This is a genomic window from Streptomyces sp. SLBN-118, from assembly GCF_006715635.1.
Taxonomy (GTDB): Bacteria; Actinomycetota; Actinomycetes; order Streptomycetales; family Streptomycetaceae; genus Streptomyces.
This window is the reverse complement of the sequence record NZ_VFNP01000002.1, coordinates 2,519,842-2,538,257: the sequence shown is the minus strand read 5'-3', so window position 1 is coordinate 2,538,257 and position 18,416 is coordinate 2,519,842. Positions and strand designations below refer to the sequence as shown.

The window sequence follows — 18,416 nt, the reverse complement described above, 5'->3', positions numbered from 1 at the left end:
GACAGTCGGTCCCGGCGGACCCGGCCCGGAGCACGCAGGGACGCCCGCAGAAAAGCCCTCGGCCTTGTCAGTGCCAGGTCGTACGCTTGGTATCTCAGAGGTTGTCGAGCAGCGAGAACCCTGTAACGGGAGGTATGTGCAGGCCACAGAGCCGGCCCATGACTCAGACACCCACAGCCCAGAGCCCAGCACCGGGGCAGGCACGAGCCCACTTCACCGTCCCCGCCAAGCATCCGATGGTGACGGTCCTGGGCTCGGGTGACGCCCTGCTGCACGTGATCGAGAAGGCCTTCCCGGCGGCCGACATCCATGTCCGGGGCAATCAGGTGAGCGCGGTCGGCGACGCGGCGGAAGTCGCGATGATCCAGCGCCTGTTCGACGAGATGATGCTGGTGCTCCGCACCGGTCAGCCGATGACGGAGGACGCAGTGGAACGCTCGATCGCCATGCTCCAGGCGAGCGAGACCGGCAACGGGCCGGACGAGACCCCGGCCGAGGTGCTCACCCAGAACATCCTCTCCAGCCGCGGCCGCACCATCCGCCCCAAAACCCTCAACCAGAAGCGCTACGTCGACGCGATCGACAAGCACACGGTTGTGTTCGGCATCGGCCCCGCCGGTACGGGCAAGACGTATCTCGCCATGGCCAAGGCAGTCCAGGCCCTGCAGTCCAAGCAGGTCACCCGGATCATCCTGACCAGGCCCGCGGTCGAGGCGGGAGAGCGGCTGGGATTTCTGCCCGGCACGCTCTACGAGAAGATCGACCCCTACCTGCGCCCGCTGTACGACGCGCTGCACGACATGCTCGACCCCGACTCGATCCCGCGGCTGATGGCGGCGGGCACGATCGAGGTCGCGCCACTGGCGTACATGCGGGGACGGACCCTGAACGACGCCTTCATCATTCTCGACGAGGCGCAGAACACGAACCCCGAGCAGATGAAGATGTTCCTGACGAGGCTCGGCTTCGACTCGAAGATCGTCATCACGGGCGATGTCACCCAGGTGGACCTTCCGAGCGGCACGAAGAGCGGTCTGCGCCAGGTCCGGGACATCCTGGACGGCGTCGACGACGTGCACTTCTCGCTGCTCACGTCGCAGGATGTCGTACGGCACAAGCTCGTCGGCCGTATCGTCGACGCGTACGAGAAGTACGACATCCAAAACGGGAAGTAGCCAAAGCGCGCCATGTCGATCGACGTCAACAACGAGTCCGGAACCGAGGTCGACGAGCAGGCGATCCTCGACATCGCCCGCTACGCGCTCGCGCGGATGCGTATCCACCCGCTCTCCGAGCTCTCGGTGATCGTCGTGGACGCCGAGGCCATGGAGCAACTGCACATCCAGTGGATGGACCTGTCCGGTCCGACCGATGTCATGTCCTTCCCGATGGACGAGCTGCGCCCGCCGGTCAAGGACGACGAGGAGCCCCCGCAGGGGCTCCTCGGTGACATCGTGCTCTGCCCCGAAGTCGCCAAGAAGCAGGGCGAAGAGGCCGAGACACAGCACTCCATGGACGAGGAGCTCCAGCTCCTGACCGTCCACGGAGTGCTGCACCTGCTCGGTTACGACCACGAGGAGCCGGACGAGAAGGCCGAAATGTTCGGGCTCCAGGCTGCGATCGTCGACGGCTGGCGGGCGGAGAAGGGCCTTTCCGGTCCGTCCCCGGCGCCGACCGTCTCATGACCGGCCAACTGGTCTTCGGCGCGATCCTGCTGGTCGTCGTCGCCTGGCTGGCCGCCTGCGCCGAGGCGGGCATCGCCCGCACCTCCAGCTTCCGCGCCGCCGAGGCCGTCCGCTCCGGGCGCCGCGGCTCCGCCAAGCTGGAACAGGTCGCCGCCGACCCGACCCGCTATCTGAACGTCGCCCTGCTGGTGCGGGTGGCCTGCGAGATGGGGGCAGGGGTCCTCGTCACCTACGCCTGCCTGCAGGAGTTCTCCAAGACCTGGGAGGCGCTGACCGTCGCCATCGGCGTGATGGTCCTCGTCTCGTACGTCGCGGTGGGCGTCTCACCGCGCACGATCGGACGCCAGCACCCGCTGAACACCGCGACGGCCGCGGCGTACGTCCTGCTGCCGCTCGCCAGGATCATGGGTCCCATCCCGCAGCTGCTGATCCTGCTCGGCAACGCCTTCACCCCCGGAAAGGGGTTCCGCAAGGGCCCGTTCGCGAGCGAGGCGGAACTGCGGGCCATGGTCGACCTCGCCGAGCAGGAGTCACTGATCGAGGACGAGGAGCGCCGGATGGTGCACTCCGTTTTCGAGCTCGGCGACACACTCGTACGCGAAGTGATGGTCCCGCGAACCGATCTGGTCTGCATCGAGCGCTACAAGACCATCCGTCAGGCGCTGACGCTGGCGCTGCGCTCGGGCTTCTCCCGGATCCCGGTGACCGGGGAGAACGAGGACGACATCGTCGGGATCGTGTACCTGAAGGACCTCGTCCGCAAGACACACATCAACCGGGACTCCGAGTCCGACCTGGTGTCGACGGCGATGCGGCCCGCCGCGTTCGTGCCCGACACCAAGAACGCGGGCGATCTGCTGCGCGAGATGCAGCAGGAGCGCAACCATGTCGCCGTCGTCATCGACGAGTACGGCGGCACGGCGGGGATCGTCACCATCGAGGACATCCTGGAAGAGATCGTCGGCGAGATCACCGACGAGTACGACCGTGAACTTCCGCCGGTCGAGGAACTCGGCGACGGACGCTTCCGGGTGACCGCCCGGCTCGACATCGGGGACCTCGGTGAGCTCTACGGCCTCGACGAACTCGACGACGAGGACGTGGAGACGGTCGGCGGCCTCCTGGCGAAGGCACTCGGCCGGGTCCCGATCGCGGGCGCGTCCGCGGTCGTCGACCTGCCCGACGGCCGCGAGCTGCGCCTGACGGCGGAGTCCCCGGCGGGCCGCCGGAACAAGATCGTGACGGTACTTGCGGAGCCGCTGCCCAAGCGGCCGGAGGGGGGAGCGGCGGCGTGAAGGCGCAGGAACTGAGGGCGTTCTGCCTGGAATTCAACGCGGCGGTGGAGGAGTTTCCCTTCGGGCCCGAGACATCTGTGTTCAAGGTGCAGGGGAAGCTCTTCGCGCTGAGTGCGCTGGATGCGGAGCCGCTGAAGGTGAATCTCAAGTGTGAGCCGGAGATTGCGGTTCAGCTGCGGGCGGATCATGCGGCGATCGCGCCCGGGTATCACATGAACAAGCGGCACTGGAACACGGTGACGGTGGGGGAGCTGCCCGACCGGCTGGTCCGCGAGCTGATCGAAGACTCCTACGACCTGGTGGTCGCGGGCCTCCCGAAGGCGGACCGGCTGCGGCTGGACCGGGGCTGACGGTTCGCCTGCGGCGGGCCTGCGTCGATCGCACCGACAGGGAGACGGACAGACGGACAGGGGGAGTACGTGGCCACGTCGGCCGGGCAGGCTGCGATGAAGGCGCACCGCCTCGGTGAGCTGCGCGAGTTCCTCAGGAGCAGACGGGCCCGGATCAGCCCCGCCGAGGCGGGCCTGCCGGACGGCGGAGCCCGCCGTCGTACGCCCGGACTGCGCCGGGAGGAGGTCGCCGTTCTCGCGGGCGTCGGCGTCTCCTGGTACCAGTGGCTGGAGCAGGGCCGGGACATCACCGTCTCGTCCCAGGTCCTCGACTCGGTGGGCCGGGTGCTGCGGCTGAGCAGCGCGGAACGCCGCCATCTGTATGTACTGGCCGGGCTGAATCCGCCCGCCCCCGAGGTCGATCCGGGCGACGCCGGCATGTCCGCCGGGCTGCGGCGGCTGATCGAGGCGTGGATGCCGTACCCCGCGCACATCATGGACAGGTACTGGAACACGGTCCTGTACAACGATGCCGCGGGGATGATCCTCGGCATGCGCCCCGGCCTCGTGCAGAACTGTCTGATCGCCTTCTTCACCGACCCCCTCTACCGGGCCCGGGCCACGAGCTGGGAGCGGAACGCCCCCTATGTCGTAGCGCAGTTCAGGGCCGCGTGTTCGGAGTACCCGGACGACGAGGGTTTCCAGGCGGTCGTGGAGGAGGCGAAGGCGGTCAGCGAGGAGTTCGTGGAGCTGTGGGAGCGGCACGACATCGCGCCCGGCGGTCAGGTCCGCAAGGAGATGGAACATCCGCTGGTCGGGACGCTGTTGCTGGAGGCGACTCAGCTGCGGGTACCGGCCCGCCCCGATCTGGCGATCGTGATGCACGCGCCACTGCCGCAGGCGGACACGGCGCGGAAGCTGGAGTGGCTCGCGAGCCCCGGGGGCCGGCGCGGCTCGATGTATCCGGTGGCGGGCTGACCTCGGCATCTGTGTATTCTCGGCCCGTCACGAGGGGAGGGGGGAAGCTCCCCACGAGCGCTTTTGAGCCCGATTCAAGGGGAGTTACAGCTGATGCGTATCCGTATGCGCGGCGTCGTCGCCGCTGTCGCCGTTTCGACGCTCTGCCTCACGGCGGCCGCATGCGAGAGCTCGTCCGGCGATGACAAGAAGCCCGGCACGACGGATTCGGCCAAGCCGCAGGAGACCACCAAGACGGAGGCGCCTGCCGCCACCACGCCGCTGACCGTGGCGCAGATGAAGGCCGCCACGGTGGAGCTCAAGGACCTGCCGGCCGGCTGGAAGACCAACAAGGTCTCCGCCGGTGACGACAAGGCGCCGAAGGCCGATTCGCCCGGCTGCCAGCCCATCGCCGACATGCTGGGCGACGAGATCAAGGGTTCCACCAAGGGCAGCGATGTCGACTTCAAGCAGGCCGACGGCAAGTCCGAGCTGAGCCAGCAGGTATTCACTTTCGCCGGCACGGGCGCTGCCGACTTCACCGAGGCCATCGGCACGGCGCTGGGCACCTGCACCAAGGTCTCCTTCGACATGGAGGGCCAGAAGGTCCCCGTCAAAATCCAGAAGCTTCAGGCCCCCGAGGTCGGCGAGGGGTCGCACGCCTTCCAGATGGCCATCGAGTTCGCTCCCGGTATGGAGATCAAGGCCAATCTGCTGGTGGCCCACCAGGGCACCGGCGCCACTCGCGTCGCATACGTGAACGACGGCGGCGGCGCCGCGCAGAAGAACTTCGAGGACCTGGTCCAGCGGGTCGGCGACAAGTTCGTCAAGGGAGTCAAGGGCTGAGCTCCTGCCGCCCCGACAGGCCGCTCGGCTCTGTGCCGGGCGGCCGATCTATGCTCGGGGCATGACGCAGAGCACCGACCTCGATCCCGAGGACCGCAAGATCATCACGCTGGCGCGCAGCGCCCGGGCCCGCAACGGCGTGCCCGAGGGTGCGGCTGTACGGGACGAGACCGGGCGTACCTATGTCGCCGGGACCGTCGCTCTGGAGTCGCTCAGCCTCAGCGCGCTTCAGACGGCCGTCGCCATGGCCGTGGCCAGCGGAGCGCAGTCGTTGGAAGCCGCCGCCGTCGTCTCCGACGCGGACGCCGCCTCCGACGCGGACCGCGCCGCGGTGCGTGATCTGGGCGGACCCGGGACGCCGGTGCTGCTCGCCGGTCCCGACGGAGAGCTCAAGTCCTCCGTGGCCGCGGGCTGATCGCGGGCCGACCGCGTCGGCGGGTGCAGGCGTGACAGCAGGAATGTGACAGGGTCGTCGTCACCGACCGGTGGCGACGATTCCCCTTTCTGCCTGCGGGAACGCGGATCTTGACAGTATCTGATGGGTCATCAGACGGTGCATTTCGATTCCATTGACTTCTTCCGGCCATGACACGTCAATAGCCCCCGGCATTCCAGAAGGGGGCCCATCATGGCTACAGCCACCCGAAGACCATCAACCCGACCCACCCGAAGATCCACCGGGTGCTTCACCGGCCGGACGCGGCGCTGGACCGCAGCGCTGGGAGCGGTCGCCCTTGTCGCGGGTACGGCGGCACTCGCCGGACCCGCGCAGGCCCAGGCCGCCGCATCCGCACCGGTGGACTTCGCGACCCACTGCGTACCTCCGCCCATCGCCGGCATCCCGCCCATCGACGGCACCACGACCGCACAGATCACCGTCGACAACGCCGCACCGAAGGTCGGCGACACCGTCACGGTGACCTACACCGTCACCAAACCCGCGGCCAGCAACCCGGTCGACCTCGCGCTTCCCGCCGACATCATGACGCCCAGCGGCAAGGTCGCCCTCGGCGGCGCCCAGGCCGGAAGCGTCACGGTCACCGGGCCCAAGAAGAACCCGCCGGTCCCCGGCAAGGGGGCCTTCCCGCCGTTCTCGATGACCGGCACGTTCACGGTCACCGCGCCCGGCTCCATCACCCTCTCGCCCGGCGACTACAACATCCACACCAGCTACATCATGGAGCTGGACACCCCCTGCACGGTCATCAATCCGCCCGCACCCGTCTCCGAGACGATCACCGCGACGGACCAGCCCGGGGCCAACGAGCGCTCCATCCAGCTCGCCACGGCCTCCGGGAATCCCGGCGACCACGTCACCGTCTCCGGCGCCAAGTTCACTCCGCTCGCCGACATCACCGTCGTCGGCCGGTCCGGAGCGGCCGAGACCGCCGACAGGGCGAGCGTCAAGGCCGACGCGACAGGTGGCTTCACGGCATCTCTCGCGGTCAACGACAAGGCGACCACGGGCATCGTCGCGTACGAGGGCAGTGCCTGGTCGGCCGACAAGGGCGCGGGCCCGGCGGCGTACACCGTCATCGACGACACCCCGCTGCCCGGCAACAGCCAGAAGCTCAACTCCTCCGTCGCGGCAGGCACGTTGTCCATGTCCCAGGCCGGTGACACCGTCGCCATGTCGGCGGTCGACTTCGGCACGGGCGGGGCATCCACCGGCGATCTGAGGACGGTCACGGTCAAGGACTTCCGCGGCGGACCCGCGGGCTGGTCCCTGACCGGCAAGGTCACCGACTTCACCGGTCCCGGCGGAAAGATCGACGCCGGAAAGCTCGGCTGGACTCCGGCCTGCACCACCAAGCCCGGCAGTCCCAGCACCTGCGTGGCCGGTTCGGCGGGAGCCGTCGGCAGCGCGGGCGCGACCCTGGCCTCCACTCCCAACGGGGCGCTCACCGGAGGCGAGTTCACCGTGGACGCGAAGGTCTCGCTGAACGTCCCGGCGTACACCGCCCCCGGCGCGTACTCCGGCGTCCTGACCCTCACGCTCACCTGAGCCACAAGAAGGCACAGCGGGCCGGGCGCGCACCCGGTCGGCCCGCCCACGCGGCCCGCACCGCTTCCTCCCTGGAGGTGTCCGCCATGCGCAAGCTCTCCGTCATCCTGCTGGGTCTCGTAGCGGTGTGGTGCGCCGTCCCGGCCGCGCAGGCCGCCGACAACGGCAACTGGTCCGTCTACCCCGCCGCATCCGAACTGGGCGGGCGGCCCTACTTCCATCTCTCGGCCAATCCCGGCACGACACTCACCGACCAGGTGACGGTCACCAACAAGACCGCGGCCCCGCTGACCTTCCGGCTGTACGCGGCCGACGGGTACAACACCGAACGGGACGGCGGCTTCGCCGTACGCACGCGCGGCGAGAAGCAGCGCGGCGTCGGCGCATGGGCCAGGCCGCAGCGCGAGCGGGTCACCGTCCCGGCGCAGAGCTCGGTCACCGTGCCCTACACCCTCACCGTCCCCGAGGACGCCGAGCCCGGCGACCATCCCGGAGCCCTGGTCGCCCTCGACGAGCGCATCGGCGCCGCGACCGGCTCGGTCGCGGTGGGCATCCAGCAGGCCGTCGGCGCCCGCGTCTATCTGCGGGTCGGCGGCCCCACCGTGGCCGCGCTCTCCGTCGAGGACGTGACGTTCAGCCACGACCAGCCCCTCGTCCCCGGCACCGGCGAGAGCAGCGCCCTCATCTCGTACACGCTCCACAACCGCGGCAACGTCACGCTCAACCCCACCGTCGCCCTCAAGGCCGAGGGCCTGTTCGGGCGCGATCTGCTCGACCGCGACCTGAAGAAGGTCCCCTCCGAACTGCTGCCGCGCCAGAAGATCCGCCTCACCGAACGCTGGTCGGGCGCACCCCAGCTCGAATGGGGCGAGGTAAGGCTCACGGCCAGTGCACGCGATGTGCGCGAGTCGGCCGGGGTCTCCTTCCTCGCGCTGCCGTGGCTGGTCGCTCTGCTGCTTGTGGCTGCTGTCGCGGGGGCCGGGGCGTGGGTCAGGGTGCACCGGCGGCGGGCGCGCGTAACCGGGGGCGCGTGACATCAGGGACAATGGGCGCCATGAGCGCTCGTACAGATGAGAACAACACCCCCCACCGGGCAGGCTTCGCCTGCTTCGTGGGCCGCCCCAATGCGGGCAAGTCCACCCTCACGAACGCTCTGGTCGGCCAGAAGGTGGCGATCACCTCCAACCGGCCCCAGACGACCCGGCACACCGTGCGCGGCATCGTGCACCGCCCCGACGCGCAGCTGATCCTGGTCGACACCCCAGGCCTGCACAAGCCGCGCACGCTGCTCGGCGAGCGGCTGAACGACGTCGTACGCACCACCTGGGCCGAGGTCGACGTGATCGGCTTCTGCCTGCCGGCGAACGAGAAGCTCGGCCCCGGTGACCGCTTCATCGCCAAGGAGCTCGCCGGGATCAAGAAGACCCCGAAGGTCGCGGTCGTCACCAAGACCGACCTCGTGGACTCCAGGACCCTCGCCGAACAGCTGATCGCGATCGACCGGCTCGGCAAGGAGCTGGGCATGGAGTGGGCGGAGATCGTCCCCGTCTCGGCGGTCGGCGACAAACAGGTCAAGCTGGTGGCGGACCTGCTCATCCCGCTGCTGCCCGAGGGCCCGACGCTCTACCCGGAGGGCGACCTCACCGACGAGCCCGAGCAGGTCATGGTCGCGGAGCTGATCCGCGAGGCCGCGCTGGAAGGCGTACGGGACGAGCTGCCGCACTCGATCGCGGTGGTCGTCGAGGAGATGCTGCCCCGGGAGGACCGCCCGGCGGACAAGCCGCTGCTGGACATCCACGCGAACGTCTACATCGAGCGCCCGAGCCAGAAGGGCATCATCATCGGCCCGAAGGGCAAGCGACTGAAGGAGGTCGGGGTGAAGTCCCGCCACCAGATCGAGGCGCTGCTTGGGACGCCGGTGTTCCTGGACCTGCATGTGAAGGTCGCGAAGGACTGGCAGCGGGACCCGAAGCAGCTGCGGAAGCTGGGCTTCTGACCCGGTGCCGGTCCGGCCCGGCCGCCGCGCCGGGCCAGGCCCTGTCCGGCCGAGGTCCCGTCACGCACCTTCCTTGAGCACCCGCGAGATCAGCTCGCGCTGTGCGTCGGACAGTCGCGGATCGGCGCAGTGGACCGTCCGCCCGTCGACGGTGAGCTGATAGCTGAACCCGTCCGGCACGCCCACGGGCGGCGTGCCCCGGCCGTCGGCCACTGCCTGCTCGGCCAGGGCATGCCACTCGCCCGCGTCGGTCCGCCCAGTGGTGTCCACCTCGGCGAACCGTTCGATGCCGGCAAATCCGCCCGTGCGCCTTACCTGGATACGCATGGGTCCTGTCTAGTACGAGAGCGCCTCAGTTGGTAGGCACCCCGACCTGGGACCACGCTTTCAGCAGAGCCTCCTGCTCCTCGCCGTCGCCGTAACGCTCGCGGGCCGCGGCCACCGACAGGGCGGCGAAGTCGGCGAACTGCGCGGTCGTGGCGAGCTGTCCGCCGGTGAGCACGTCGTACCAGATCTGGCCCGCCCGCTCCCACGCGTTGCCGCCAAGCGCCGTGGCCACCAGGTAGAAGGCGTGGTTCGGGATCCCCGAGTTGATGTGGACGCCGCCGTTGTCCCGGCCGGTCCTGACGTAGTCCTCCATCGTCGCGGGCTGCGGGTCCTTGCCGAGGACGTCGTCGTCGTACGCCGTACCGGGAGCCTTCATCGAGCGCAGCGCGATGCCCGACACATTGGGGCCGAGCAGGCCCGCGCCGATCAGCCAGTCGGCCCGGTCGGCGCTCTGGCCGAGTGAGAACTGCTTGATCAGCGAGCCGAAGACGTCCGACATGGACTCGTTCAGCGCGCCGGACTGGCCGAAGTACTCCAGGTTCGCGGTGTACTGAGTGACACCGTGGGTGAGCTCGTGCCCGATCACGTCCACGGGCAGCGTGAAGTCCAGGAACAGATCGTTGTCGCCGTCGCCGAACACCATCCGCTCGCCGTCCCAGAAGGCGTTGTCGTAGTTCTCGCCGTAGTGGACGGTCGCGTTGAGCGGCAGGCCGGAGTCGTCGATGGAATGGCGGCCGTAGGCCTTCAGATACAGCTCGAAGGTGGCGCCGAGGCCGGCGTGGGCCCGGTTGACCGTGGCGTCCTTGTCGGGCTTGTCGCTCTCGGAGTGGACCTTCCTGCCCGGCACGGTCTCCTGATGCCCGGCGTCACAGATCGTGCGGTTCGGCTTGTCCGACACCGGGCGGCGGCCGGCGCTCGTCGCGAGGCCTCGCACCGTGGTGAGACGGCGGCGGGTGCGCTGGAGGGCGTCGTGCTCGAGGGTGCGGGCGGCGGGATCGGCGATCGCGGGGTCCTCGGCGCGGGCCATTTTGTCGAGGACATGGGGCGGCACGATGGTGCAGAAGACCGGGTTGACCCGGCGGGCGTTGGCGTCCATGCCCCCGGACTGTGGCACTGGGTCATGATGCTGTCACTAGTTGCCACCATGATTAGTGAAATGGAGTGATAACGGAGGACTGAAGTCCGCAGCACGCGTCACTCATGTATCGCCGCCATGACACCCGAGTGCGGTACGTCACTATTTGTCCATTTGCGGAGTCGTGTCCCGCATACTGATACGGCACCGCCGTCCCCGCCCTGACTGGGCTACGCTGCTCCGCATCATGCGTTTCGGGCTGCTTCTTCTTAGCTGCCGCGGCGAGGGCCTGTAGTCGTAGGCCGACCCCCTCCCCGCGGGATCTGGTGCTGCTTCGACTCAGTCGGCCGTCCTACCTGATGGACCCCGAGGAGCCCTGCGCACATGTCTGACCAACCTGTCGGTCGCCCCACGCCCGTCACCAACGCGACCCACACCCAGAAGCCGTCCGGTATGCCGATCCACAAGTACGGCCCGTACGAGGCCGTGGACATCCCCGACCGCACCTGGCCCGACAAGCGGATCACCAAGGCGCCACGGTGGCTGTCGACCGATCTGCGCGACGGCAACCAGGCCCTGATCGATCCGATGTCGCCCGCCCGCAAGCGCGAGATGTTCGACCTGCTGGTCCGCATGGGCTACAAGGAGATCGAGGTCGGCTTCCCCTCCTCGGGCGAGACCGACTTCGCGTTCGTACGCTCCATCATCGAAGAGGGCGCGATCCCCGAGGACGTGACGATCTCCGTCCTGACCCAGGCGCGCGAGGACCTGATCGAGCGCACCGTGGAGTCCATCGTCGGCGCCCACCGCGCGACCGTACATCTGTACAACGCCACCGCGCCCACCTTCCGCCGGGTCGTCTTCCGCGGCTCGAAGGACGACATCAAGCAGATCGCCGTGGACGGCACCCGGTTGGTGATGGAGTACGCCGAGAAGCTGCTGGGCCCGGAGACCACCTTCGGCTACCAGTACAGCCCGGAGATCTTCACCGACACCGAGCTGGACTTCGCCCTGGAGGTCTGCGAAGCCGTGTGCGACGTCTGGCAGCCGGAGGAAGGTCGCGAGATCATCCTCAACCTGCCTGCCACGGTGGAGCGTTCGACCCCCTCCACGCACGCCGACCGCTTCGAGTGGATGTCGCGCAACCTGTCGCGCCGTGAGCACATCTGCCTGTCCGTCCACCCGCACAACGACCGCGGCACCGCCGTCGCCGCCGCCGAGCTGGCGATCATGGCCGGAGCGGACCGTATCGAGGGCTGTCTGTTCGGGCAGGGCGAGCGCACCGGCAACGTCGACCTGGTGACGCTGGGCATGAACCTGTTCTCGCAGGGCGTCGACCCGCAGATCGACTTCTCGCAGATCGACGAGGTCCGCCGTACGAGCGAGTACTGCAACCAGATGGAGATCCACCCGCGCCACCCCTACGCGGGCGATCTGGTCTACACGGCCTTCTCCGGCTCCCACCAGGACGCCATCAAGAAGGGCTTCGACGCCATGGAGGCCGACGCGGCGGCCCAGGGCAGGACCGTGGACGACATCGAGTGGGCCGTGCCGTATCTGCCCATCGACCCCAAGGACGTCGGCCGTTCCTACGAGGCGGTCATCCGGGTCAACTCCCAGTCGGGCAAGGGCGGTGTCGCATATGTCCTGAAGAACGAGCACAAGCTGGACCTGCCGCGCCGGATGCAGATCGAGTTCTCGAAGATCATCCAGGCGAAGACGGACGCCGAGGGCGGCGAGGTCACGCCGAAGGCGATCTGGTCGGTCTTCCAGGACGAGTACCTGCCCAACCCGGACAACGCCTGGGGCCGTATCCAGCTGCGTTCCGGCCAGTCCACCACCGACAAGGACGGCATCGACACGCTGACCGTCGAGGCGGTCGTGGACGGCTCCGAGACGATCCTGGCCGGCACCGGCAACGGTCCGATCTCGGCGTTCTTCGAGGCGCTGGGCGCGGTGGGCGTCGACGCGCGGCTGCTGGACTACCAGGAGCACACGATGAGCGAGGGCGCGTCCGCGCAGGCCGCCTCGTACATCGAGTGCGCGATCGACGGCAAGGTGCTGTGGGGCATCGGCATCGACGCGAACACGACGCGTGCGTCGCTGAAGGCGGTCGTCTCGGCCGTCAACCGCGCGGCACGTCAGTAACCCCCGGACGTACGGGGCTCCGGTCGAGATCGCCGGACGGGCTTGAAAGCAAGCCCGTCCGGCGATCGTGCGTGCGGGCAACAGGCGAGGGAATCGGCCATGTCCTGGCGCACTGCTGCCATGGGTGCTGACGCGACATCACCGATGTGGCTAGCATCACGCCAATGCGGCAATGTTGCCGGAGCTTTTCGGAGGTGCGACGTGCAGCCAGACCGGGGACTGTTCGGCCGAAAACTGATGGTCTGCGGCGTTCATACCTCTTGGAACACTGTGGGGGACGGTGAGTTCTTCTGCCCCGATTGCGGAGGCGACCGCAACTACCGCCGCCGTACCGGCCGCCGCCGCTTCACCTTCCTCGGTGTGCCCCTGCTGCCGCGCGGCCTCGCGGGCCCGGTCGTCGAATGCGCCGCCTGCCACGGCCGCTTCGGCATGGAGGCCCTCGACCACCCCACCACCGCACGCTTCTCCGCGATGCTCCGGGACGCCGTCCACACCGTTGCCCTCGCGGTCCTCGCCGCCGGCGGCACATCCTCCCGCCCGGTCCGGGAGACCGCCGTCGCCACGGTCCGCGCGGCCGGGCTCGACGACTGCACGGAGGACCAGCTCACCGGCCTGATCGAGGCGCTTGCCGCGGACACCGGCCGCTTCGTCACCGACACCGGGCCCTATGGCGCGGCCCTCGCCATCGAACTGCACGAGGCGCTGGAGCCGCTCGCTCCCCATCTGGCGCCCGCGGGGCGGGAGTCGATCCTGCTCCAGGGGGCGCGGATCGCGCTCGCGGACGGGCCGTACAGCCCGGGGGAGCGGGAGGTGCTGACGACGGTCGGTACGGCGCTGCAGCTGTGCGCGGACGACACGGCGCGGCTGCTGGCCACGGCGCGTACGCCGTTCTAGCCAGACTGTTTCCGCCGCCCGCGCGACGTATTACGCCCTCCCCGACGGGAGTCCGTGGGATCGGTCGGGCGCTGTCGCGGGGCGGCGCACCCTCGGGGTTACGCCCCGCTCGCCCGCAGCATCTCCTCGCGCTCCACGATCTTCACCCGCTCGCGACCCTCTGCCTCACCGCGCGCCCGCTCCGCCGCGTCCAGGCGGTGCCAGCCTTCCCACGTGGTGTACGAAACGCCCTTCCCCTCAAGGAAGTTGACGATCGCCTCCGTTTCCGGAGCGGCCGGAACACCCAGTCGCCCGTTGCCGTGGTCGTCGAGCAGGTTCGCGACCGTCTCGTTCGCGTCGCCCTTCGTGTGGCCGATGAGCCCGACCGGGCCGCGCTTGATCCAGCCGGTCACATATGTCGACTGGAGGTGCTCGCCGGCCTCGATGACGCGGCCGCCCTCGTGCGGCACGGTTCCGCTGATGAAGTCGAACGGGAGCTTGGGCAGTTCGTCGGAGAGGTAGCCGACCGCACGGTAGACGGACTGCACGTCCCAGGTGCGGAATTCTCCGGTACCGGTGACATTGCCCGTGCCGTCCAGCCGCGTCCGCTCCGTCCGCAGCCCCACCACCTGGCCGTCCTCGCCGAGGACTTCGGCAGGGGATTCGAAGAAGTGCAGGAACAGCTTGTGCGGCCGGTCGCCGGCATCGCGGATCGCCCAGTTCTCCAGGGTCTTCGCGACCATGTCCGCCTGCTTGCTGCCGCGGCGGGTGGCGATGGAGCCCTCGTCGTAGTCGATGTCCTCGGGGTCGACGATCACCTCGATGTTCGGCGAGTGGTCGAGCTCCCGCAGTTCCATCGGGCTGAACTTGGCCTGCGCCGGCCCGCGCCGCCCGAAGACATGGACCTCAAGGGCCTTGTTGGCCGCCAGGCCGTCGTACACGTTCGGCGGGATCTCGGTCGGCAGCAGCTCGTCCGCGGTCTTCGCCAGGATGCGGGCCACGTCGAGGGCGACATTGCCGACGCCGAGCACGGCCACCTTCTCCGCCTCCAGCGGCCAGGTGCGCGGCACATCAGGATGCCCGTCGTACCAGGACACGAAGTCCGCCGCGCCGTACGAGCCGTCCAGCTCGATGCCGGGGATGTCGAGGGCCCGGTCCGCGTCCGCGCCGGTGGAGAAGATCACCGCGTCGTAGAACTCCCGCAGATCGTCCAGGCCGATGTCGCTCGGGTAGTCGACATTTCCGAAGAGGCGTATCTGCGGCTTGTCGAGCACCTGGTGGAGGGCGGTGATGATGCCCTTGATCCGCGGGTGGTCGGGCGCGACGCCGTACCGGATGAGACCGAACGGCGCGGGCATCCTCTCGAAGAGGTCGATGGAGACGCCGGGCTCGACGGCGGCCTCGGACTTCAGCAGGGCGTCGGCGGCGTAGATTCCGGCGGGGCCGGCACCGACGATCGCGATCCGCAGAGGGCGGGGCATGAATGGTTCCCTTCGAACGAGGTCCACGGGCGTGACCGGCGAGTGAGACGGCCCGGCGCGTGCGGGAGGGAGCCGACTCTCCACGTCACCCTGGCAATGGCGCTCCCACCGCGGTACCCGCCCCGTACCTATGAACCCATAAGCCTGATCTATGACCCGGCGCCCGGGAGGGGCGGGGTAAGGACACCCTAACCTCCTGCCTCGGGACCGCCCCCGGCGCCCCCGGCCCGTGCACTCCCGGATCGTCGACGTCCCGCGCGCAATCTGAACCGCTATAGCGCGGCGGGGGTTCTCGCGGCACGCTGAAAGCAGGAGGATCTGCCCGGCGAAGGGGCCCGCCATGAAAGCTGCCTCAAGCACGGCACCCGGCGGCCGCCTCGCCGCCGCGCTGGAAAGCCCGTTCGTCGGCATGTCCCCGTGGATCGTCTTCTCGGTCCTCGTCGGCCCCGGCCGCTTCGGACTGGCGGTGGGCCTCGCCCTCGGCCTTTCGGTGGCGGTCTTCTGCGCGGCGCGGAGGCTCTACCGCGGGGCCTCGCTCAAGATCCTCGAAGTGGCGGACGTCCTCTTCTTCGCCGTCCTGGCTGTCGTGGGAGTTGCCTCGTCGCCCGCCACCCACCGATGGCTGGAGACCTACGCGGGCGAGATCTCCAACCTCATGCTGGTGGTCATCGCCTTCGCCTCGATGGCCGTACGGGTGCCCTTCACGATGCAGTACGGACGCGAGCGGGTCGGCCCCGAGTACTGGAAGTCGCCGGAGTTCCTCCACATCAACTATGTGATCACCGGCGTCTGGGGGACGGCCTTCCTCGTCGCGGCCCTCGCGGGCGGCTTCGGCGACCTCGTCCTGCACAACCCGGACAACCTCTGGACCGCCTGGATCATCCAGATCGCGGCGATGGTCACCGCGATGAGCTTCACGGAGTGGTACCCCCAGGTCGTCCAGGCCCGCACCCACGGCGCCGGGACCCCGCCGCCCGTGCGCAACCTGCTGACCCCGCTGGCGGCCCTGATCATCCCGGTGGGTGTCGTCTCGCTGATCTTCGACGCGGCGGCGTCCTGGTTCGGCGTCGGGCTGATCCTCATCGGGGTGATCCTGGCCCGCGCCATCAACAAGGATGTGGAAATGACACCGCGTGGAGGTGAGCACCCTCCACGAAAGCGGTCCCCTTGGCGGCTTCGATGACGCCCGTCGGCGGGGGCCAGTGAGAGTCCGCGTCCCGTCGCCCGCCCGATGAGTTCTGGCGGCGCGCGCAGTCCCCCCTGCATGGACAGGCAATTCAACGCGACGCTGCAGAAGAGCCCTGAGAAGGGCGGCTGGACGTATCTGGTGTGGCCCGAGTCGGTCGAGTACTTCGGCACCCGGGGCCTGGTCAAGGTCAGGGGGACGATCGACGGTCATCCCTTCCGCAGCTCGTTCATGGCCCTGGGCGACGGCACGCACAAGCTGCCGGTGAAGGCGGACATTCGCAGGGCGATCGGCAAGGAGGCGGGGGACTCGGTGACGGTACGCATCGAGGAGCGCGTGGAGGATTGAGCATCCGATGGCGGTCGGCTGCCGACCGTACGGGACAATGGCCCCATGAGCCTGTTCCGTGATGACGGCGTCGTGCTGCGCACCCAGAAGCTGGGCGAGGCCGACCGCATCATCACGCTTCTCACACGTGGGCACGGGCGCGTGCGGGCCGTCGCCCGTGGCGTGCGGCGGACCAAGTCCAAGTTCGGGGCGCGGCTGGAGCCCTTCTCGCATGTGGACGTGCAGTTTTTCGCCCGCGGCAGCGAACTCGTCGGCCGCGGGCTGCCCCTGTGCACCCAGAGCGAGACCATCGCCGCGTACGGCGGTGGCATCGTCACCGACTACGCCCGCTACACCGCAGGCACCGCGATGCTGGAGACCGCCGAGCGGTTCACCGACCACGAGGGCGAGCCGGCCGTCCAGCAGTACCTGCTCCTCGTCGGCGCCCTGCGCACCCTCGCCCGGGGCGAGCACGCGCCCCACCTCGTCCTCGACGCGTTCCTGCTGCGCTCCCTCGCCGTCAACGGCTACGCGCCCAGCTTCGAGGACTGCGCGAAATGCGGTATGCACGGGCCGAACCGGTTCTTCTCCGTCGCCGCGGGCGGCGTCATATGCGGCGACTGCCGGGTGCCCGGCAGCGTCGTACCCTCTGCGGAGGCCATCGGTCTGCTCAGCGCGCTGCTGACCGGCGACTGGCCCACGGCGGACGCGTGCGAGGCGCGCCACGTCAGGGAGGGCAGCGGGCTGGTGTCCGCCTATCTGCACTGGCACTTGGAGCGCGGCCTGCGCTCGCTGAGGTACGTAGAGAAATAGGAGATGTGAGCCGCATGGCACGACGCGGAATCCTGGGCCGGTCCCGCCGCGAGTACAAGGTTCCCGAGCCGCACCCGTCCGGCGCGCGCCCGCCGAAGATCCCCGGCGAGCTGGTGCCCAACCATGTGGCGTGTGTCATGGACGGCAACGGCCGCTGGGCCAAGGAGCGCGGGCTGCCGCGCACCGAGGGGCACAAGGTCGGCGAGGGCGTCGTCCTCGACGTGCTCAAGGGCTGCCTGGAGATGGGCGTCAAGAACCTCTCGCTGTACGCCTTCTCCACCGAGAACTGGAAGCGCTCGCCCGACGAGGTGCGCTTCCTGATGAACTTCAACCGGGACGTCATCCGGCGCCGGCGCGACGAGATGGACGAACTGGGCATCCGTATCCGCTGGGTCGGCCGGATGCCGAAGATGTGGAAGTCCGTCGTCCAGGAGCTCCAGATCGCGCAGGAGCAGACGAAGAACAACGACGCCATGACGCTGTACTTCTGCGTCAACTACGGCGGGCGCGCGGAGGTCGCGGACGCGGCGCAGGCGATTGCGCGGGACGTGGCGGCGGGGAAGCTCGACCCGTCGAAGGTCAACGAGAAGACCTTCGCGAAGTACCTGTACTACCCGGACATGCCCGACGTGGACCTGTTCCTGCGGCCGAGCGGCGAACAGCGGACGTCCAACTACCTGATCTGGCAGAGCAGTTACGCGGAGATGGTGTTCCAGGACGTGCTGTGGCCGGACTTCGACAGGCGGGACCTGTGGCGGGCGTGCCTGGAGTACGCGCAGCGGGACCGGAGGTTCGGGGGGGCGATTCCGAACGAGGAGCTGGAGGCGATGAGGGGGCGGCCGGAGGGTGGGTGACGGGGGTTGTTTCCCCCACCCCGCCCCTTCCCGAAACTGGGGGCGGGCCCCCAGACCCCCAGCTGCGCGCTGCAGCCCGCAGGCGCGGGTCGGGTGGGGGTGCTGGGGCTGACGCCCCGCGCTCCGCTTGCGGCAGCTGCGATACCCGCGCGGCAGCGTCGGCATCCGGGTGAGCCGGGGCCGGACCGGATGGCTTCCGCGCCGGGTGGTGCGCGCCGC

19 protein-coding genes are annotated in these 18,416 nt (G+C 69.1%); 16 read left to right on the top strand and 3 right to left on the bottom strand.

The genetic code is table 11. From position 1 onward, the window contains the following. The first annotated feature begins 158 nt into the window (after nucleotides 1–158). From FBY35_RS30065 to era, 10 genes are all read left to right on the top strand, one after another. Nucleotides 159–1,175, top strand: coding sequence for a PhoH family protein (locus FBY35_RS30065; protein ID WP_142217094.1), 1,017 nt, complete (start codon nucleotides 159–161; stop codon nucleotides 1,173–1,175). A gap of 12 nt (nucleotides 1,176–1,187) precedes the next feature. Further along, nucleotides 1,188–1,685, top strand: a complete 498-nt coding sequence (gene ybeY, locus FBY35_RS30060; protein WP_142217093.1) for an rRNA maturation RNase YbeY — start codon at nucleotides 1,188–1,190, stop codon at nucleotides 1,683–1,685. Further along, nucleotides 1,682–2,980: a hemolysin family protein gene (locus FBY35_RS30055; protein ID WP_142217092.1), complete on the top strand. Its 1,299-nt coding sequence runs from the start codon at nucleotides 1,682–1,684 to the stop codon at nucleotides 2,978–2,980. Before ybeY ends, FBY35_RS30055 begins: the two co-directional genes overlap by 4 nt. Continuing rightward, nucleotides 2,977–3,330 carry an MmcQ/YjbR family DNA-binding protein gene (locus tag FBY35_RS30050; RefSeq protein ID WP_142217091.1) on the top strand — a complete coding sequence of 118 codons (354 nt, stop codon included), beginning with the start codon at nucleotides 2,977–2,979 and terminating at the stop codon, nucleotides 3,328–3,330. The genes FBY35_RS30055 and FBY35_RS30050 overlap by 4 nt, the downstream gene beginning before the upstream one ends. A gap of 96 nt (nucleotides 3,331–3,426) precedes the next feature. Then, nucleotides 3,427–4,287, top strand: coding sequence for a helix-turn-helix transcriptional regulator (locus tag FBY35_RS30045; protein WP_142218241.1), 861 nt, complete (start codon nucleotides 3,427–3,429; stop codon nucleotides 4,285–4,287). A 93-nt stretch (nucleotides 4,288–4,380) separates the two neighbouring features. Beyond that, the gene (locus FBY35_RS30040) at nucleotides 4,381–5,112 is read left to right on the top strand and encodes a hypothetical protein (protein WP_142217090.1); all 732 of its coding nucleotides are present in this window, start codon (nucleotides 4,381–4,383) and stop codon (nucleotides 5,110–5,112) included. 61 nt (nucleotides 5,113–5,173) lie between these two features. After that, nucleotides 5,174–5,527: a cytidine deaminase gene (locus FBY35_RS30035; RefSeq protein WP_142217089.1), complete on the top strand. Its 354-nt coding sequence runs from the start codon at nucleotides 5,174–5,176 to the stop codon at nucleotides 5,525–5,527. 213 nt (nucleotides 5,528–5,740) lie between these two features. Then, complete coding sequence (locus FBY35_RS30030; protein ID WP_260848860.1) at nucleotides 5,741–7,117, top strand: beta-xylosidase; 1,377 nt, start codon at nucleotides 5,741–5,743, stop codon at nucleotides 7,115–7,117. An 86-nt stretch (nucleotides 7,118–7,203) separates the two neighbouring features. Beyond that, entirely contained in the window at nucleotides 7,204–8,151 is a 948-nt protein-coding gene (locus FBY35_RS30025; protein WP_142217088.1) for a WxL protein peptidoglycan domain-containing protein, read from the top strand. An 11-nt stretch (nucleotides 8,152–8,162) separates the two neighbouring features. After that, a complete protein-coding gene (gene era / locus FBY35_RS30020; RefSeq protein WP_142218239.1) occupies nucleotides 8,163–9,113 on the top strand; it encodes a GTPase Era in 951 nt (316 codons plus the stop codon). A 60-nt stretch (nucleotides 9,114–9,173) separates the two neighbouring features. On the opposite strand, the gene FBY35_RS30015 is transcribed toward era, so the two are convergent. Continuing rightward, a complete protein-coding gene (locus tag FBY35_RS30015; RefSeq protein WP_142217087.1) occupies nucleotides 9,174–9,440 on the bottom strand; it encodes a protealysin inhibitor emfourin in 267 nt (88 codons plus the stop codon). A 25-nt stretch (nucleotides 9,441–9,465) separates the two neighbouring features. Then, on the bottom strand, nucleotides 9,466–10,536 hold the full coding sequence (locus tag FBY35_RS30010) for a M4 family metallopeptidase (protein ID WP_142217086.1): 1,071 nt from the start codon (nucleotides 10,534–10,536) through the stop codon (nucleotides 9,466–9,468). Between the two features lie 363 nt (nucleotides 10,537–10,899). On the opposite strand from FBY35_RS30010, the gene leuA reads away from it, so the two are divergent. Together leuA and FBY35_RS30000 are read left to right on the top strand one after the other, a co-directional pair. Continuing rightward, on the top strand, nucleotides 10,900–12,663 hold the full coding sequence (gene leuA / locus FBY35_RS30005; protein ID WP_142217085.1) for a 2-isopropylmalate synthase: 1,764 nt from the start codon (nucleotides 10,900–10,902) through the stop codon (nucleotides 12,661–12,663). 201 nt (nucleotides 12,664–12,864) lie between these two features. Further along, nucleotides 12,865–13,557 carry a TerB family tellurite resistance protein gene (locus FBY35_RS30000; RefSeq protein ID WP_142217084.1) on the top strand — a complete coding sequence of 231 codons (693 nt, stop codon included), beginning with the start codon at nucleotides 12,865–12,867 and terminating at the stop codon, nucleotides 13,555–13,557. Nucleotides 13,558–13,655: 98 nt separating this feature from the next. Here the strand turns inward: FBY35_RS30000 and FBY35_RS29995 are convergent, their stop codons facing one another. After that, complete coding sequence (locus FBY35_RS29995; RefSeq protein WP_142217083.1) at nucleotides 13,656–15,017, bottom strand: FAD-dependent oxidoreductase; 1,362 nt, start codon at nucleotides 15,015–15,017, stop codon at nucleotides 13,656–13,658. Nucleotides 15,018–15,357: 340 nt separating this feature from the next. On the opposite strand from FBY35_RS29995, the gene FBY35_RS29990 reads away from it, so the two are divergent. The 4 genes from FBY35_RS29990 (at nucleotide 15,358) to FBY35_RS29975 (ending at nucleotide 18,197) form a co-directional block, all read left to right on the top strand. Then, the gene (locus FBY35_RS29990; protein WP_186357101.1) at nucleotides 15,358–16,200 is read left to right on the top strand and encodes a hypothetical protein; all 843 of its coding nucleotides are present in this window, start codon (nucleotides 15,358–15,360) and stop codon (nucleotides 16,198–16,200) included. An 81-nt stretch (nucleotides 16,201–16,281) separates the two neighbouring features. Beyond that, nucleotides 16,282–16,551, top strand: coding sequence for a DUF1905 domain-containing protein (locus FBY35_RS29985; RefSeq protein ID WP_142217082.1), 270 nt, complete (start codon nucleotides 16,282–16,284; stop codon nucleotides 16,549–16,551). Between the two features lie 45 nt (nucleotides 16,552–16,596). Further along, on the top strand, nucleotides 16,597–17,343 hold the full coding sequence (recO, locus tag FBY35_RS29980) for a DNA repair protein RecO (protein ID WP_142217081.1): 747 nt from the start codon (nucleotides 16,597–16,599) through the stop codon (nucleotides 17,341–17,343). 14 nt (nucleotides 17,344–17,357) lie between these two features. Continuing rightward, nucleotides 17,358–18,197 carry an isoprenyl transferase gene (locus tag FBY35_RS29975; RefSeq protein ID WP_142217080.1) on the top strand — a complete coding sequence of 280 codons (840 nt, stop codon included), beginning with the start codon at nucleotides 17,358–17,360 and terminating at the stop codon, nucleotides 18,195–18,197. Nucleotides 18,198–18,416: the final 219 nt, after the last annotated feature.

Coding starts and splice junctions, on each gene's coding strand:
- FBY35_RS30065 (WP_142217094.1), top strand. CDS start 159: ATGACTCAGACACCCACAGCCCAGAGCCCAGCACCGGGGCAGGCACGA.
- ybeY (WP_142217093.1), top strand. CDS start 1,188: ATGTCGATCGACGTCAACAACGAGTCCGGAACCGAGGTCGACGAGCAG.
- FBY35_RS30055 (WP_142217092.1), top strand. CDS start 1,682: ATGACCGGCCAACTGGTCTTCGGCGCGATCCTGCTGGTCGTCGTCGCC.
- FBY35_RS30045 (WP_142218241.1), top strand. CDS start 3,427: ATGAAGGCGCACCGCCTCGGTGAGCTGCGCGAGTTCCTCAGGAGCAGA.
- FBY35_RS30040 (WP_142217090.1), top strand. CDS start 4,381: ATGCGTATCCGTATGCGCGGCGTCGTCGCCGCTGTCGCCGTTTCGACG.
- FBY35_RS30035 (WP_142217089.1), top strand. CDS start 5,174: ATGACGCAGAGCACCGACCTCGATCCCGAGGACCGCAAGATCATCACG.
- FBY35_RS30030 (WP_260848860.1), top strand. CDS start 5,741: ATGGCTACAGCCACCCGAAGACCATCAACCCGACCCACCCGAAGATCC.
- FBY35_RS30025 (WP_142217088.1), top strand. CDS start 7,204: ATGCGCAAGCTCTCCGTCATCCTGCTGGGTCTCGTAGCGGTGTGGTGC.
- era (WP_142218239.1), top strand. CDS start 8,163: ATGGGCGCCATGAGCGCTCGTACAGATGAGAACAACACCCCCCACCGG.
- FBY35_RS30015 (WP_142217087.1), bottom strand. CDS start 9,440: ATGCGTATCCAGGTAAGGCGCACGGGCGGATTTGCCGGCATCGAACGG.
- FBY35_RS30010 (WP_142217086.1), bottom strand. CDS start 10,536: ATGGACGCCAACGCCCGCCGGGTCAACCCGGTCTTCTGCACCATCGTG.
- leuA (WP_142217085.1), top strand. CDS start 10,900: ATGTCTGACCAACCTGTCGGTCGCCCCACGCCCGTCACCAACGCGACC.
- FBY35_RS29995 (WP_142217083.1), bottom strand. CDS start 15,017: ATGCCCCGCCCTCTGCGGATCGCGATCGTCGGTGCCGGCCCCGCCGGA.
- FBY35_RS29990 (WP_186357101.1), top strand. CDS start 15,358: ATGAAAGCTGCCTCAAGCACGGCACCCGGCGGCCGCCTCGCCGCCGCG.
- FBY35_RS29985 (WP_142217082.1), top strand. CDS start 16,282: ATGGACAGGCAATTCAACGCGACGCTGCAGAAGAGCCCTGAGAAGGGC.
- recO (WP_142217081.1), top strand. CDS start 16,597: ATGAGCCTGTTCCGTGATGACGGCGTCGTGCTGCGCACCCAGAAGCTG.
- FBY35_RS29975 (WP_142217080.1), top strand. CDS start 17,358: ATGGCACGACGCGGAATCCTGGGCCGGTCCCGCCGCGAGTACAAGGTT.